Source organism: Paenibacillus agaridevorans (assembly GCF_003112455.1).
GTDB lineage: Bacteria > Bacillota > Bacilli > Paenibacillales > Paenibacillaceae > Pristimantibacillus > Pristimantibacillus agaridevorans.
Map to the genome: position 1 here is coordinate 32,365 of NZ_BDQX01000458.1, position 13,645 is coordinate 46,009.

Genomic DNA, 13,645 nt, shown 5'->3' on the forward strand with positions numbered 1-13,645 from the left:
GCTACCGCAAGTTGTGGAGCGAGCGTTATGACAACCTAGACGAATACTTAAAGAAGTTGCAAGAGTGAGTTGAAACGGCAACGCCGTCCTTTGTTGGACCATTAACGATTAGGAGGAATTATCAATGACACAAGCTATGATGGTAAAAGCAGAAGGCAACGTATTAACTTTGGAGCGCGTATTCAACGCCCCTCCCTCCCTGGTTTTCCAGGCATTTTCGCAAGCCGAGCATCTGAAGCACTGGTGGGGCCCGCGCGGCTGGGCCATTACTCATTGCACGGTCGATTTCCGTCCAGGCGGCTCATGGCATTATTGCATGACTTGCCAGGACAAGGAACAAGGAGATTTCTACGGTATGGAATCGTGGGGAAAAAGCCTTTATAAAGAAATCGTGGAAAATGAGAAGATTGTGTACACCGATTACTTCTCCGACAAAGACGGCAATCTATCCGAAGAGATGCCGGCTACGGATGCGACGCTTCTATTCGAAAGTTATGAAGGCAAAACGAAACTAATTAACATTAGTATTTATGATACGGCGGAATCGCTGAAAACTGTTCTGGACATGGGCATGGAGCAAGGCGTCACGGAAACTTGGGATCGTCTGGACGAGCGATTGGCAGAAATCCAAAAATAAATCGTTGCAATCAGCAATAGAGCCGGACAAGAAATCTTGTCCGGCTCTATTGCTGATTCAACATTCAAAGTGAACTAATACTTTAAAATTCGTTCATGCCGAGATTAAACTGCCATTGTACGCCGAACTTGTCCGTAAGGCTGCCATAAAGCGGAGCCCAAAACGTTTCTTGCAGCTCCATTATGACGTTGCCGCCTTCTTGCAGCCGATTGAACGCGGATTGAAGCACATCCCGATCCTCCGTAACGACAGAAAGCGAGAAGTTGTTGCCCATCGTAAACGGCATGCCTGGAAATACATCCGAAAACATAACAATACTCCCCAGTATTTCTAACCGGGAATGCATGACCATGTTTTTCGCTTCTTCTGGAAGCGGATGGTTCGGGTCGGCCGGCACTTCGCCGAAGGTCATGATTTTGGGAACTTCTTGTCCAAAGACCTCTGCGTAAAATTCGATGGCTTCGCGCGTGTTGCCATTGAAGTTCAAATAAACATTAATCGGCATCGTCGTCTCTCCTTTTTTGTCCTGATTCGAGACCAGTATAGCATGTCCGAGCAAATGAATGCCAGAACGTGTATGATAAGAAAAAGTATTCTTGAAGGAGGATTTTAAACATGACAACCGCAACCGGACAAGCTTTGCGACAATACATGGATCATTACATGGCCAAATGGCCGTTCAGCGGCACGATCCTCGTGGCGCGGAAAGGTGAAATATTGTTTCGCGAGGCCTATGGACACGCTAGCCTGGAGCACGACGTACCTAATCGGACGGATACGAAGTTCGGCGTATGGTCCGTAACGAAATCTTTCACCGCGCTCGCAACGGCTATGCTAGCCGAAGAAGGACGGCTACATTTCGATGACTTGCTGAGTCGATTTGTTCCAGAGATGCAAGCCGCTCCTCCGATTACGATTCGGCAAGCTATAAACCACGTCTCCGGACTTCCCAATTTCACAAGTATTCCGGCATACAACGAAGGGCTTAACAAGAGACCCGTTTACAGGGAGGAGACACTGCGCCTGTTGCTGAGCCAATCTATGGAATTTGCGCCTGGGGAGCGGTTTGCTTACAACAATTCGGGCTACTATTTACTTGGGCTCGTTATCGAAGCCGCTAGCGGAATGACGTTCGGCCAATTTATCTCAACCCGTATCTTGCAGCCGCTTGGACTCGGGAATACCGGAGTAAATGATGGCAGAAGCCTCATACCAGGTCTTGCCTCCGCTTACCATGCTTCCGGCAATGGTCCCATACCCGCGGAATTCGTTGAGATCGGGACGGTCTTCTCTGCGGGCGGCATGTATTCTACGATTGACGACTTGTACGCATGGGCGCAATCCTTCGACTCTGCGAAACTCGTGAAACGTTCTACACTGGAACAAGCCTTTTATAGGGAAGGCGCAGGTTACGGGCTCGGCTGGTTTATTGACGAGAAACATGACCGGAAACGAATTTACCACGGAGGGGCCTACCGCGGCTTCCGCTCCGAGCTGCACCGCTTTCCGGATGACGAAACGACCGTTATCGTGCTCACGAATTACGATTATGTACCGGCGACGAAGCTTGCAGATGCCTTGTCCTCGCTTGTTTTCGGCAAGGAAACAATCGTTCCCGAATTCCCCGCGCCTTACGCGCTGACGCAGGAACAATTCTCAGCTTATATCGGCGTCTATGAAGGTTTCGGCTGCAAAGCGATTGTTAGTCGGGATAAGGACGGTATGTTCTTTCAATGGAACGACAGAGAAATTCACCGCATATACCCGATATCCGAGGAGCGGTTTCATCATAACTGGATCCAGTGGGAATGTATCTTCAAACGCAATGACACGGGGGAGCTGTCTTTCCTGGGCATGAAACGAAAGTAACGTAAGGTCCTCTATTCGCGCTTGCCAATAAGCTTGAGCCGGTCATTACATGGAATAATCGCCGCTATGGATTATAATTGGGTTTACTTGTACATGCAATTGGAAATCATGTTATAATTATGTTTGCATTGTCTAGGAGAATACTACCATAATAGAAGGACAAGATATCAAAGATGAGTCTTGAGGGGGAGATGCCATGTTTGGTCAACGACTGAAGCAGCTGAGGAAAAAAAGGAAATTGACCATGCAGGAAGTCGCGGATTATGTAGGTGTCGCCAAAAGCACCTATGCGGGATACGAGTCCGGTTATAGACAACCCACAATTGAGTCCATCCAAACGATATCCCGGAAACTGCGCACATCGGCCGACTATTTGTTAGGCCTTACGGATTATGCGGAGCTACCCGCCGAGATTAATCACAATGCCAAGGAATATTTGAATATTGGCAAGCTCCATTGGGACGGGGTTCCCTTGGAGAAGGGCGATCTGGAGCTGATCCGCAGCTTGATGGAGCGGGTTCTTCGCGATCGGTCCCTCCCCGAGGAAGATTGACTTACATGCCGAGCATCTGCTGCAGCTTCAACTCTGCTTCTGCCCGCAGTTGTTCCATAACTTCATTGTATGTTTTCCCCCACTCGCCTATTTTTTCGGCAGACACCCCGTCTTGGCCAGCCCTTGCCGCAACCTCGTTAAATTGCGTTTCGCAAACAACGCTTGCCGCTTCCAGACTAGCGGCGGCTTCGGCTCCAATGCGCTGAAGCGCCACTAGATCTGTCGCTTCCACATTCCCTACTTGAGTCTCCGTCTCTTTAAGCACCGACTTCACATCCATAATGCAGCCTGCCTGAAGACCTAGCAATTCCAGCTCATATTGGTGTTCCAGCCCATTATCGGATTCTTCGGGCGTAGGTGCAGTGGTAGGAGACGGCACTGGCGAGGCGGCCGGTTTCTCCGTAGACGCGGGAGTCGAACTCGGCTTGTCCGTAACAATCGGTCCGAGTCCAGGTTTTTGTGACGGCTTGGTTGGCGGAGCAGGAGTGGGTGTTACAGCCGGCTTCGCCGTTGTACCGCCGGAATTTTGCTTCGCATCGTCGTCGCTGCCATTCGCAGTCGGATCCGCTCCCGTAGTCGGTAGCGTAACATCGTCATCGTTGCCTCCTGCCTCTTGCTCGGAACTTGGGAGGTTCGGCCAGCCTTCCTCCAAGCCAAGAAGTCCTCCCGGGGAATTCTTCAATTCCTCTAGCAGACCTCCAGCCTCTCCGCTCCCTGCTTTTCCTTCCTGATCCTCCGGCACTGCGCCTTGTTCTCCTCCTTGCGGCAGCTCCTGACCTGCGTCCAAGTCCAACATGATAACTGGCAGATCATTTTCATTGTTCCCTTGCGCGACTGCCGTGCCGCCCGATTGATCCTGCCAATACAGTGCGCCCCAAGCGAGCAATAAAATGACCGTCAGCGTGGCAAGCGCCATAACGGCAATATTGGGCTTACGGATTCGTCTTATTCTTTTTCCGAACCTGTTCCTTTTTAACATCGCTTGCATTCACCGCCTTCGGAAATCCATAAAGAATGACGTTCCGGCGAAGCCGCTTGCAGCGGTTCGCCGGTCATCCAGCTTCTAAAATTCTAGAAGCGACTTTATGATTTTTGTTATCGTGGCATTGACCTTGGTCTTGATTTGAGCCAATGCTTCTTCCTTCTGCTGCGCACCCGCGTTCAGTTTAAGAAGTTCTCTTGCGGCATGATTCCCTTCGCGTGCCGTATCCAGCAACAAGCTCACTTTCTGAATATCGGTCTTGGAAGAAGCAAGCCTTACCTCGATCTTGGCCAGCTTTCCATCCAACGCTTGAAGCAATGCTGCGATTTTCTGAGCCGTCTGGTCCTCCTCTTGTTCATTGACCAGCGTCACTTCCTGCTGGAATACGACCTTGCCTCCTTTGCCGCTCGGATTCGAAACAGCGGCTTGAATGAGCGCCGTCGCAGATGCCGTCCCCTTCGGAATCGTCACTCTGCCGTTTGAGCTCACCGACAACTCTTTGTCACCCGACACCTTGCTCCACTGCAATGCATGATCCGGAAGCTCGATGCCTTGGAAAGACAACGAATACTGATGCTGTCTGCCGTAATCCGTCACCTTGACGGCCGCCTCGGCCTCCGAGCGGATATATGCAATCGCCATGGCCAGCGCCGCTTCCTCGTCATGCTTGAATTTGGATTGGAAGCTCTTGGCCGTTTGCCGCATATCGACAGGTCGGACGCCAAGATCGGCAAGAGCCTTGGCCAGCGGATACTCCTCTTCTTCCTCCATTATTCCTGCAAGCGAGTCCGCGACAAGCGCGCTCAGCTTATTCTTATTGCGCAGCAGAAGGGCAAGCTCGGATGGTTTCATTTTGGACACACTCTCCAGCATTTCGCCCTCCAAACCTCCGCGTTCTTTCCCATCGCCGAACAGCAGAATAAGGAAGTCGTCCATCGTTACGTTCGAAACGCCTCCCGCCGCCGCGAGAGTCTTTAAGGCTGCGCGGAATTCTGGATTGCTGCGGATTTCCTCCAGATCGGAAGCTTTGGGATCGTAACGGAACGAACCGACGGCCACGAGAATATCGAACAGATCCCTTTTCAGCTTCGCCTCGTCAACCGTTTTCGGCAAATTCGGTTTTACCCGTTTCCATAGCGGATCCAGCAGCTTGCCATCCTTTGAGAAGGAAAGCTTCGTCCATTCATCCCTAAAGCTGCGAACCGCGTCTATGTCAGCGGGATCGCCCGCAAGCAGGGCATCCCTGAGCTTGTTCATCCGCTCGAGGAAAGCTTCGACCGGGAACACTTCGCCTTCCTCGCCATCGCCGACTGCCTTCAAGGTGACCTCTTGTTCGAATATAACTTTCGGGGATCCGCCATACGGATTCTGAAGACTTGCCCGAATGACAGCCGAAGCTTTTTGGGCACTGGACGGAATCGACACCACGCCTTTAGAGCTGACGGTGACAATGGAGTCGCCGGATACTTTCGACCATACCAGCGCAATTTGCGGTACGGCTACACCTGCGACACGCAGCGAATAACGATGCTCCCGCCCGTCTTCGCTCACTGCCGCTACAGCCTCGGAAGCCGTACGGAGGTAAGCAACCGTCATCGCGCGAATGGCCGGAACGTCTTTCTGAAGCTTGACCTGGAAGTTCAGCACAAGCGATCTAATATCCTTTGCCGTAACGCCGAGTCCGCTCAGGATGTCGACAAACGCATAGTCACCTTTCTTGGCAAGCAGCTTATCCGTTGCTTGCAACAGTACATTCGTAATCCCTTCGTTGCTTCCGAGCAAACCGAGCAACTCCAGGGATGACATCCCCGCAAGCTCCGATGCGATCGTTCCTTCTACGCCCTTTCGTCCCGCTCCGTCACCGAACAGGAAGACCAGGAAGTCGTCCATCACAATATCAGGATTTCCTCCGGCCGCCGCAATCGTCTTTAAGGCCGCCCGGTATTCCGGATTCGTGCGGATTTCCTCCAAATCAGACGCTTCCGGGTCGTATCGGAAGGAACCGACAGATTTTACAATGCGAAAAAGCGTACGTTTTAGCTCCGGTTCGTCAACGTGATCCGGAAGCTTCGTCGATATTTTGTTCCAAACGGGATCCAGCAGCTTGAGATTGGCATCCACATCCAGAGCGGCTATCTCGTCACGCAGATTTCTGACATCCTGCACATCGACGGGATCTCCTGCGGCGAGCGCCTTATGAAGCTCGTTCATTCTCTCCAGAAATACTCGCGATGGGAGCTTTGCCCCCGAATCGCCTGCGGCGCTCGCGTACTCGGGGCCGCCAGACAGCCCTCCCATGCCGGACGGCAATCCGGTTAACGACGTACCCAACAAGGCTGCCGCAAGCATGGAAGCCGTCAAACTTTTTTTCATTCTCATCATCCGTTCTCCTCTCCATGTGTATGATTATTTAAAATTGCAGCGCGGGCATAGGCTGCTTCACGCCCTTGTTTAAGCTCGGACGGCCGACCGAATAATAAACGAACCCGGTGCCGAGCAATTCCTTCTCCTGAAACACGTTGCGTCCATCAATTAAGACGGGCCGGGCCATTGCGGCTTGAAGACGGCTTAAGTCTACTCCGGCAAATTCGGGCCAATCGGTAAGCAGACATAACGCGTCCGTCCCCTGCGCAGCTTCCATGGCGTCTCCGCACCAGGTTACGCCTTCTCTGCCCAGCAGCGTTCGGAAGTTGTCCAAGGCGACGGGATCATAGGCCCGCACCTTCGCGCCCGCATCCAGAAGACGCCCAATGATCTCTAGCGCCGGCGTATCTCTTACGTCATCGGTATTGGGCTTAAACGCAAGACCCCACACCGCAACGTTCAACCCTTCAAGCTCTCCGCCGAAGATCGCGTTAAGCTTGCGAATGACGCTGAATCGCTGATCCTGGTTCACCTCGACGACGGATCGAAGCAGCTTGAATTCGTAATTCACATGCCCGGCAATTTGTATGAGAGCGTTCGTATCCTTCGGAAAGCAGGAACCTCCGTAGCCGATGCCCGCTTGCAGAAATGAGGGGCCGATCCTTCTGTCGCAGCCCATCCCCTCCGCCACCTGGGAAACATCTGCGCCAACCTTCTCGCAAATATTAGCAATTTCGTTAATAAACGAAATTTTAGTTGCCAGAAAGGCATTGGAGGCATATTTGATCATCTCCGCGCTTCGTATGTCCGTCACGATGATTCGATCTGTAAGCGGCTCGTGCAACTCGAGCATCTTGTTCGCCGCCTCCTCGGAATCCGCGCCAATGATGATACGATCCGGATGAAGCGTATCGTGGATCGCGGACCCTTCGCGCAGAAATTCGGGCAAGGAAATGCTGTCGAAAGCAACTGCCGACCGGGATCGCATCAAACCTGCCAGCCGTTCATTCGTGCCGACGGGTACGGTGCTTTTGACCGCTATAATTTTGCGGTCGTTCATTGCCTCCGCTACTTCCAACGCCGCATGATCGATATAAGCCAGGTTGGCTTCGCCGTTTGGCAAAGGCGGCGTGCCCACGGCCAAAATAATCAACTCCGACCGACGGACGGCATTCGGCAAATCCGTGCCGAACGATAATGATCCCGCCTGACGCACCTCGGCTATCAGCTCCCTCAGTCCAGGCTCGTAAATGGGGACGCCCCCCTCGTTAAGAATCCGGATCTTGCCAGGATCCTTGTCGACGCACATCACGTCATGTCCCAGCTTCGCGTAGCATACGCCCGATACGAGACCTACATATCCGGTACCGACTACCGTGATTCTCATTCGTATATCCCCTTTCAGTGAGGAGTGCGAGCTCCGCAAATGGTAACGATCTCTTCCCAGTCATACGCCAATCTGACAATGTCTTCCTCCACCAGCTCGCTGCCCGTCTGGACTTCGATGATCTCCATTTCCGTCCGCGCGCGAAGACTGTGTCTGCAGCCCTGCTTGATCGTCAGCACATCGCCCGAGCGTACCTGAAATACTTGCCCGTTCATCGCCATATCGCCTTCGCCTGCGATAACTGTCCACACCTCGCTGCGAAGCTCATGATATTGGTAGCTTAAATTATGGTCCGGCGATATGCAGAGCCGTTTGGTCAGTACCTCGCTGCCATCCGGATATTTTAAATAATCGAGCACTCTGTAGCGCCCCCATCTCCGTTCTTCGTACATGGGCCGTTGAGTAGAATGTTTCATAATTTCTTTGATCATCGGGCTTGAAGGTTTATCCGATACGAGAATGCCGTCCGGGCTCGCGGCCACCACGACGTTGGACAAACCCAGCAGCGTAATGGGAATGTCCAGCTCGTTAATGACATGAGTGCCGCTGGAATTGCCCGCAATAATGCCTTTTCCGATGATAGAAGCATTCATCTCCTCCGTAAGCGTGTTCCATGTGCCGAGATCCTTCCACTCGCCGTCGTACGGGAGCGCGACGATATGATTCGAACGCTCCACAATCTCGTAATCGAAGCTGATCTTGGGCAGCTTGCCGTATTGCTTCTGCATCTCGTCGTATTGGATGGGGTAGCCGCACGCAATGAGCACATTAATGAGATAATCCAGCTTAAATGCGAACACTCCGCAGTTCCAAAGCGCATCTCTGCCGATTAGCTCGGCCGCTTCCGATTCCGTCGGTTTTTCTTTGAAGCTGCCGACATGGATATAGCCTCCGGCGTCCGGTTCTCGGCCAGGCCCGGCTGGTACGATATAGCCGTATTTTTCGGAAGGATAGGTTGGTTTGACGCCCATCAGCGCCAGATTGGCTCCGGAGTCGTTCAACACTTTCTCAAGCTCCTTGCTAACTTCGAAGAAAGACTCCTCCACATACGGATCGACCGGCATGACCACGATCGTCTCGTCCATACTGACTCCTTGCACCGAATAGAGATACGTTGCGGCTAGCGCGATGGCGGGGAAAGTATCTCTTCGCTCGGGTTCGACAATCAGCTCGATCTCGCTGCCCAATTGACTCTGAATCATCTCCACCTGGGATTTGCCCGTTGCGATATAAGCATGCTCCCGCATGCCTGCGCGTTCGATCTGCCCCCATACCCGCTTCACCATGGATTCCAACATACCGTCAGCGCCTGGGAGTACCTTTAGAAATTGTTTGGATCTGGAATCATTAGACAAAGGCCAAAGCCGTTTGCCGGAACCTCCGGACAATAATAAAATTTTCATTCTGGCCACGCTCCCTTATGCTGATTTCGATCATGCTTGTCCATGCAGTCGAGCCGTCTGCACGGCGCTTGTCCATGTGTGAAAATAACCCGAATTTTTGCCGTAAGAATTGTCCAGCAGCGTGTTGGGCTTGTCCATCAGGCACGATAATATATGTCCGTGAAGCCGGGAGGTCTGGATGGAACGGTATTCGCTAAACCTGCGTATGGCCTTGTCTACCAGGTAATCGCTGTATTTGTTCCATATCGTGCCCATCGGCAGGATACCGCTCCGCCGCCTCATCGCGCTTCCGATCATGCTGATCGACTTCCGTTCGACGCGGTTGTAGAGCGAATTCCAGTCCAGATAATCACCATCGCGCGCGGACTCCAGCTGCTCCTGCCCGCTCGCCTTCTCGATGTCCGTGCGCAGAAACCGGAGAAGCTCCTTGGCCGGTGCTGCCTTGGAGGCAATCGGCCATAGCTGATGCGCCATATCCGGCGCCAACTGAACGGAGCAGCGCACGAACTTCTTCGACGCAGCATCATGGGACTGCGGGTCGCGGACGAAGAGATGCAAATCGGGATGCCGATTAAAGATCTCCGCCGTACGGTCGAACTCGGACTCGTTCCGGTAGTAAACCGTCTGAGGCAGGATCACCACTCGATTGCCGGTATACTCCGATACGATCCTCTCGCGGAGCTGCTGATGGACGGGGTACAAATCCCCGAAATTGCCGCCGCCTTGAAGAACGATAATATGTTCCGGCGGCATGCTCAGCCGATCAGGGAAATCCAGGACGCTGTATCGGGCGTAAACACGAATGCCGTAGTCCCGAAAGAAAGCCTCCGTCCCTTTCATGATGAGCAGATCGCCGCCGTTGTTGTAGACCGGGTAATCTACGTATTGAACCGTAGAACCCGGCGGTATGACTTTCAGGATCGGTCTGAGCCGACGTTTGAGCTCGTCCATGGGATGGGTGGCATGAACCGTCAACATGATCTTCATTCACTCCTTGCGTTTCATTTTTGCCGTAATGGCTTCCGTGAGAAAACGGAAATCTTCCCGCTGGAAGAGTAAAGCTCCAAGCTTGACGCGAAAAACGAGCCGCATCGACAGGAGCGTGACCGCAAGCCTGACCCAGGCGCCGATCAGCAAGGCGGCTGCAATCCCGTTAAGCCCAAATGTCGGGACTAGCGCGAAAAACAGTCCGACCGTCACGGCCAGCGCGATCATTTGCCGGATGAGCACAAGTCCCGGCCTGCCCATCGCATTAAAGGCGGACGCCAATATCCATGCTCCGCCGCCAACGATGCACTCCGCGGATAAAATATAGAAGGCCGTGCTTGCATCCAGAAACGGTTCTCCGAACAACATACCCATCAGCGATCGGCCGATTAGCATGCAGGGCACGGCAACAAGCGTCATCAGCAGCATGGTCAGCCTGAAAGCGCGTCCGACGGTTGAAATAATGACCCCGTTGTCCTGCCCCGTAACCTTGGGGAACACGACGCTTGTAATTGCGGTCTGCACAACGTTGAACACGCGGGACAACGCGTAAACGACAGTGTAGAGCCCAAGCTCTCTGGCCGACAGCATCGACAGAATAACCAGCTTGTCGAATTGGGCGTACACGGTTCCCAGCAGCTCCACCCCAAACACCTTGCTGCCGTAACCCAACAACGCTTTGGCCGCCATTCGGTCCCGCAGTCCCCTCAGCCAGCCAACCACAAGATTTTCGCGGAGCTTGTAAGCTGCCGCCGCTGCAACGGCTACCGTCGTAACTAGGAATACGACGGCCGCGGAGGTCAACGACAGGTTGCCCGCAGCCCAGAGAGCGAGAAGTCCGGCGAGATTGAGGAGCGGCACGTATAACCGCACGCCGTTATATACTTGAAAACGGCCCATGCTCTGGGCAAGCGCGGAAAGCAGGTTGATGGCGAGCAGAACGGGAAGCATGCCGGCGGCGTACCATCTGGCGGCAGCCACCACCGGCTCGGGATATCCGGCAAGCCACGCCGGCATAAAGATCCACGCGATGCCGCCCGTCACCGCCGCGACGGGCAGCTGGAACAGGAATCCCGTTCGGATTAGCTGCGATTCCTTCCCGGGATGCCGCTTGACGTTGTAGATAAGCGAAGTCGGGAGACCGAAGGACACGATGCCCGCCAGCAGAGTCGGCCATAACAGGATGGCCGAAAACTCTCCTTTGCCGACGACTCCGAACATGCGAGCCGTTGCGATTGATGTCAGCGTGCTAAGCGCCATCACGAGAAGATTCGTTGCGCTTGTGCGAAAGATCGTACCGGCTAACCCGCTTCCTTTCCAAACTTTACGAATGGCCAATTGCGACATCGTCATTGTCAGCTCCTGCCGCCGCCGTAGCGAAGGATGCCGATCAACGATCCGTTGCGGTAACAAATATGGACCAGCTGCCTGATAAACGCTTTGGGGCGGAAGACGGCCGGCAGCATGGAAACGACGGCCTGCAGCAGTCTGACGATGTGTTTCGCAACGGCGAATGCGCTCCTGTCCTCTCGCCTGACGGCATCGCTTACGCCTTGCCAGAACATGCGCTTAAGGAACCACTTCCTGGTGGCGCGTTCCTTCGAGATTTTATGCCGGACGCCGCCATGCGGCGTATAATAAACTTTGTGGCTCCGCCTCAGCCGTCCAATAAGCTCGCTCTCCTCGCTGGATAACAGCTTGCCGCCCCTTCTGCCGAGATCTTCCCGGAAATGGCCGATGTCGAGAAACAGCTCCCGCCGGAACGCGACATTCGCGCCATAGGGAATCGAAGGAGCCTCCATCTCCGTGACCGTTGGAGCGTAATCCAGAATGGTGAATACCGAACGATGCTCCTCCGGTATCCAATCGGGTTCGGCGCTTTCCCAGACGGGGTCAATCCGCCCCCCGACGCAGCCGATGGCGGCATCGCTCTCGAATACGTCCACAATCGCCTCCATCCATCCCGGCATGGCCAACGCGTCGTCATCCAGAAAGAGGATGTATGTTCCCTTAGCCTCCCGAATGGCCCGATTGCGCGCGACCGATAGTCCAAGCTCTCCTTCGAATACATACCTCAGCCTCTCGCCGTATCGTTCTCGCAGAGCTTTCATGACAGCAGCCGTATCGTCGGTCGACCGATTGTCCACGACGATCACTTCATAATCGTCAAGATCTGTCCCGCCGGACATGACGCTCTCCACCGCTTCCCTGGTATCTTTGGATCTGTTATGCGTACAGATCGCGACCGTTGCCTTCATCGTTCATCCCCTCCCCGCGTACACGAGCTCCGTCTTGCGCGCGATGACATCCCAATCCAGCTCCCGAAGCGCTTCTTCGTAATCGGGAGATTTGCGCTGCCTCTTCAGCATCCTCGCTTCTTCCAGAGCGCTTGCCAAACCGCCTGCGAAGCTCGGATCGTATCGAATAGCCATATGCTCCTGGAAATAGTCATCGATAAACTCGTTATCCGGCATGACGACAAGCTTTTTAAAGGTCAAACCGAGAATCGCGGAACCCGATGTCGTAATTTCTTTATATGGCAGAACCAGGGCGTCCGCGGCGTTAAGCAAATCCGCTACCTCTTCGTTCGGGATGAACCCGGGCATCAGAATAACGCCCTCTTCCCGCCTAAGCCCCTGCAAATAAAGCTCCAGCTCCGCATCCGCTTTGCCGGCAATAATGAGATGCGTTCGTTCCGTCCTGACCATGCGGAACGCTTCGACCAAATCATCAACGCCCTTATAAGGCTTAATGGCGCCCATAAACAGGAACACGTCGTCGTCGTCGCCGATGCCGTACAGCTCTCGAACTCGCAGTCCTTGAGGTTTGTAGACATCCAGATAATGACCGTGCTTTACCACATGGAGCTTGCGCTCCGGAACGCCGAATTCCTCCTTGACCTTACGCTTAATCGACTCCGAGGCTACAATCAGGCCCGTACTGAACCGGCAGATCAACCTTCTCATCAAGCGCTCGGCCCCGCCGCGTCCGGAGTCATGGGGATACAAATTATGGATCGTCCAGACGAGATTGATCCCCCGCAAGCGCATATAAGTCAAGGTAAGGATCAGGATGGTCGACTTTAGCGCGGAAACGACAGGATTCCTATGCCAATAGGCATGGTGGAACCAGTGGACATGTACGACATCCCCTCTTCTTGCCTTACCGATCTTAAGCATCAACTTGCCATGGCTCAGATCCCTGACGTCTAGACCGGCGTCCATGAGCGCCTCCGTCAACAAATTATTGTATACGTTTAGTCCGCTTGTTCTCGGCCACATCCATACTCTCTTCGGCCTTCTCTCCCCGGCGTCGGCCATTCGCACATCATTCATTCCTTCCCTGTCAGTTGTATCTGCGAATCCAATCCGGCGGCACCTCGATCTCCTTCAACGTTTTGGCGGGCGTCCCCCCGGACAGTACGGCGGATGGGATGTCTCTCGTTACGACACTGCCAGCCGCT

General features: G+C 53.8%; 12 protein-coding genes. 3 read left to right on the top strand and 9 right to left on the bottom strand.

Annotated features, from left to right (window positions below; all coding sequences use genetic code 11):
• Positions 1-124: 124 nt before the first annotated feature.
• The gene (locus tag PAT3040_RS33775) at positions 125-637 is read left to right on the top strand and encodes an SRPBCC domain-containing protein (RefSeq protein WP_108996115.1); all 513 of its coding nucleotides are present in this window, start codon (positions 125-127) and stop codon (positions 635-637) included.
• A gap of 82 nt (positions 638-719) precedes the next feature.
• Here PAT3040_RS33775 and PAT3040_RS33780 read toward each other — a convergent pair whose 3' ends face one another.
• Positions 720-1,142, bottom strand: coding sequence for a VOC family protein (locus tag PAT3040_RS33780; RefSeq protein ID WP_087569329.1), 423 nt, complete (start codon positions 1,140-1,142; stop codon positions 720-722).
• 110 nt (positions 1,143-1,252) lie between these two features.
• On the opposite strand from PAT3040_RS33780, the gene PAT3040_RS33785 reads away from it, so the two are divergent.
• Positions 1,253-2,506 (top strand): serine hydrolase domain-containing protein, encoded by a 1,254-nt coding sequence (locus PAT3040_RS33785; RefSeq protein WP_108996116.1) that lies wholly within the window; start codon positions 1,253-1,255, stop codon positions 2,504-2,506.
• Between the two features lie 196 nt (positions 2,507-2,702).
• A complete protein-coding gene (locus PAT3040_RS33790; RefSeq protein WP_087569331.1) occupies positions 2,703-3,059 on the top strand; it encodes a helix-turn-helix domain-containing protein in 357 nt (118 codons plus the stop codon).
• Between the two features lies 1 nt (position 3,060).
• Here the strand turns inward: PAT3040_RS33790 and PAT3040_RS33795 are convergent, their stop codons facing one another.
• The 8 genes from PAT3040_RS33795 to PAT3040_RS33830 all read right to left on the bottom strand — a co-directional run bounded on the left by PAT3040_RS33795 (position 3,061) and on the right by PAT3040_RS33830 (position 13,463).
• A complete protein-coding gene (locus PAT3040_RS33795) occupies positions 3,061-4,038 on the bottom strand; it encodes a hypothetical protein (protein ID WP_146200634.1) in 978 nt (325 codons plus the stop codon).
• 84 nt (positions 4,039-4,122) lie between these two features.
• Positions 4,123-6,423 carry a hypothetical protein gene (locus tag PAT3040_RS33800; protein WP_146200635.1) on the bottom strand — a complete coding sequence of 767 codons (2,301 nt, stop codon included), beginning with the start codon at positions 6,421-6,423 and terminating at the stop codon, positions 4,123-4,125.
• A gap of 28 nt (positions 6,424-6,451) precedes the next feature.
• Complete coding sequence (locus PAT3040_RS33805) at positions 6,452-7,792, bottom strand: UDP-glucose dehydrogenase family protein (RefSeq protein WP_108996119.1); 1,341 nt, start codon at positions 7,790-7,792, stop codon at positions 6,452-6,454.
• A 14-nt stretch (positions 7,793-7,806) separates the two neighbouring features.
• The gene (locus tag PAT3040_RS33810; RefSeq protein WP_108996120.1) at positions 7,807-9,195 is read right to left on the bottom strand and encodes a sugar phosphate nucleotidyltransferase; all 1,389 of its coding nucleotides are present in this window, start codon (positions 9,193-9,195) and stop codon (positions 7,807-7,809) included.
• A gap of 30 nt (positions 9,196-9,225) precedes the next feature.
• Positions 9,226-10,173 (bottom strand): polysaccharide pyruvyl transferase family protein, encoded by a 948-nt coding sequence (locus tag PAT3040_RS33815; protein ID WP_108996403.1) that lies wholly within the window; start codon positions 10,171-10,173, stop codon positions 9,226-9,228.
• Positions 10,174-10,182: 9 nt separating this feature from the next.
• Positions 10,183-11,535, bottom strand: a complete 1,353-nt coding sequence (locus PAT3040_RS33820) for an oligosaccharide flippase family protein (RefSeq protein WP_258235295.1) — start codon at positions 11,533-11,535, stop codon at positions 10,183-10,185.
• A 2-nt stretch (positions 11,536-11,537) separates the two neighbouring features.
• A complete protein-coding gene (locus PAT3040_RS33825) occupies positions 11,538-12,440 on the bottom strand; it encodes a glycosyltransferase (RefSeq protein ID WP_108996121.1) in 903 nt (300 codons plus the stop codon).
• A 3-nt stretch (positions 12,441-12,443) separates the two neighbouring features.
• Complete coding sequence (locus PAT3040_RS33830) at positions 12,444-13,463, bottom strand: glycosyltransferase family 4 protein (RefSeq protein WP_258235296.1); 1,020 nt, start codon at positions 13,461-13,463, stop codon at positions 12,444-12,446.
• Positions 13,464-13,645: the final 182 nt, after the last annotated feature.

What these genes read in the sequence shown, in the direction of transcription:
- PAT3040_RS33775 (WP_108996115.1), top strand. Translation starts at nt 125, where the DNA reads ATGACACAAGCTATGATGGTAAAAGCAGAAGGCAACGTATTAACTTTG.
- PAT3040_RS33780 (WP_087569329.1), bottom strand. Translation starts at nt 1,142, where the DNA reads ATGCCGATTAATGTTTATTTGAACTTCAATGGCAACACGCGCGAAGCC.
- PAT3040_RS33785 (WP_108996116.1), top strand. Translation starts at nt 1,253, where the DNA reads ATGACAACCGCAACCGGACAAGCTTTGCGACAATACATGGATCATTAC.
- PAT3040_RS33790 (WP_087569331.1), top strand. Translation starts at nt 2,703, where the DNA reads ATGTTTGGTCAACGACTGAAGCAGCTGAGGAAAAAAAGGAAATTGACC.
- PAT3040_RS33795 (WP_146200634.1), bottom strand. Translation starts at nt 4,038, where the DNA reads ATGTTAAAAAGGAACAGGTTCGGAAAAAGAATAAGACGAATCCGTAAG.
- PAT3040_RS33800 (WP_146200635.1), bottom strand. Translation starts at nt 6,423, where the DNA reads ATGATGAGAATGAAAAAAAGTTTGACGGCTTCCATGCTTGCGGCAGCC.
- PAT3040_RS33805 (WP_108996119.1), bottom strand. Translation starts at nt 7,792, where the DNA reads ATGAGAATCACGGTAGTCGGTACCGGATATGTAGGTCTCGTATCGGGC.
- PAT3040_RS33810 (WP_108996120.1), bottom strand. Translation starts at nt 9,195, where the DNA reads ATGAAAATTTTATTATTGTCCGGAGGTTCCGGCAAACGGCTTTGGCCT.
- PAT3040_RS33815 (WP_108996403.1), bottom strand. Translation starts at nt 10,173, where the DNA reads ATGTTGACGGTTCATGCCACCCATCCCATGGACGAGCTCAAACGTCGG.
- PAT3040_RS33820 (WP_258235295.1), bottom strand. Translation starts at nt 11,535, where the DNA reads ATGACGATGTCGCAATTGGCCATTCGTAAAGTTTGGAAAGGAAGCGGG.
- PAT3040_RS33825 (WP_108996121.1), bottom strand. Translation starts at nt 12,440, where the DNA reads ATGAAGGCAACGGTCGCGATCTGTACGCATAACAGATCCAAAGATACC.
- PAT3040_RS33830 (WP_258235296.1), bottom strand. Translation starts at nt 13,463, where the DNA reads ATGTGGCCGAGAACAAGCGGACTAAACGTATACAATAATTTGTTGACG.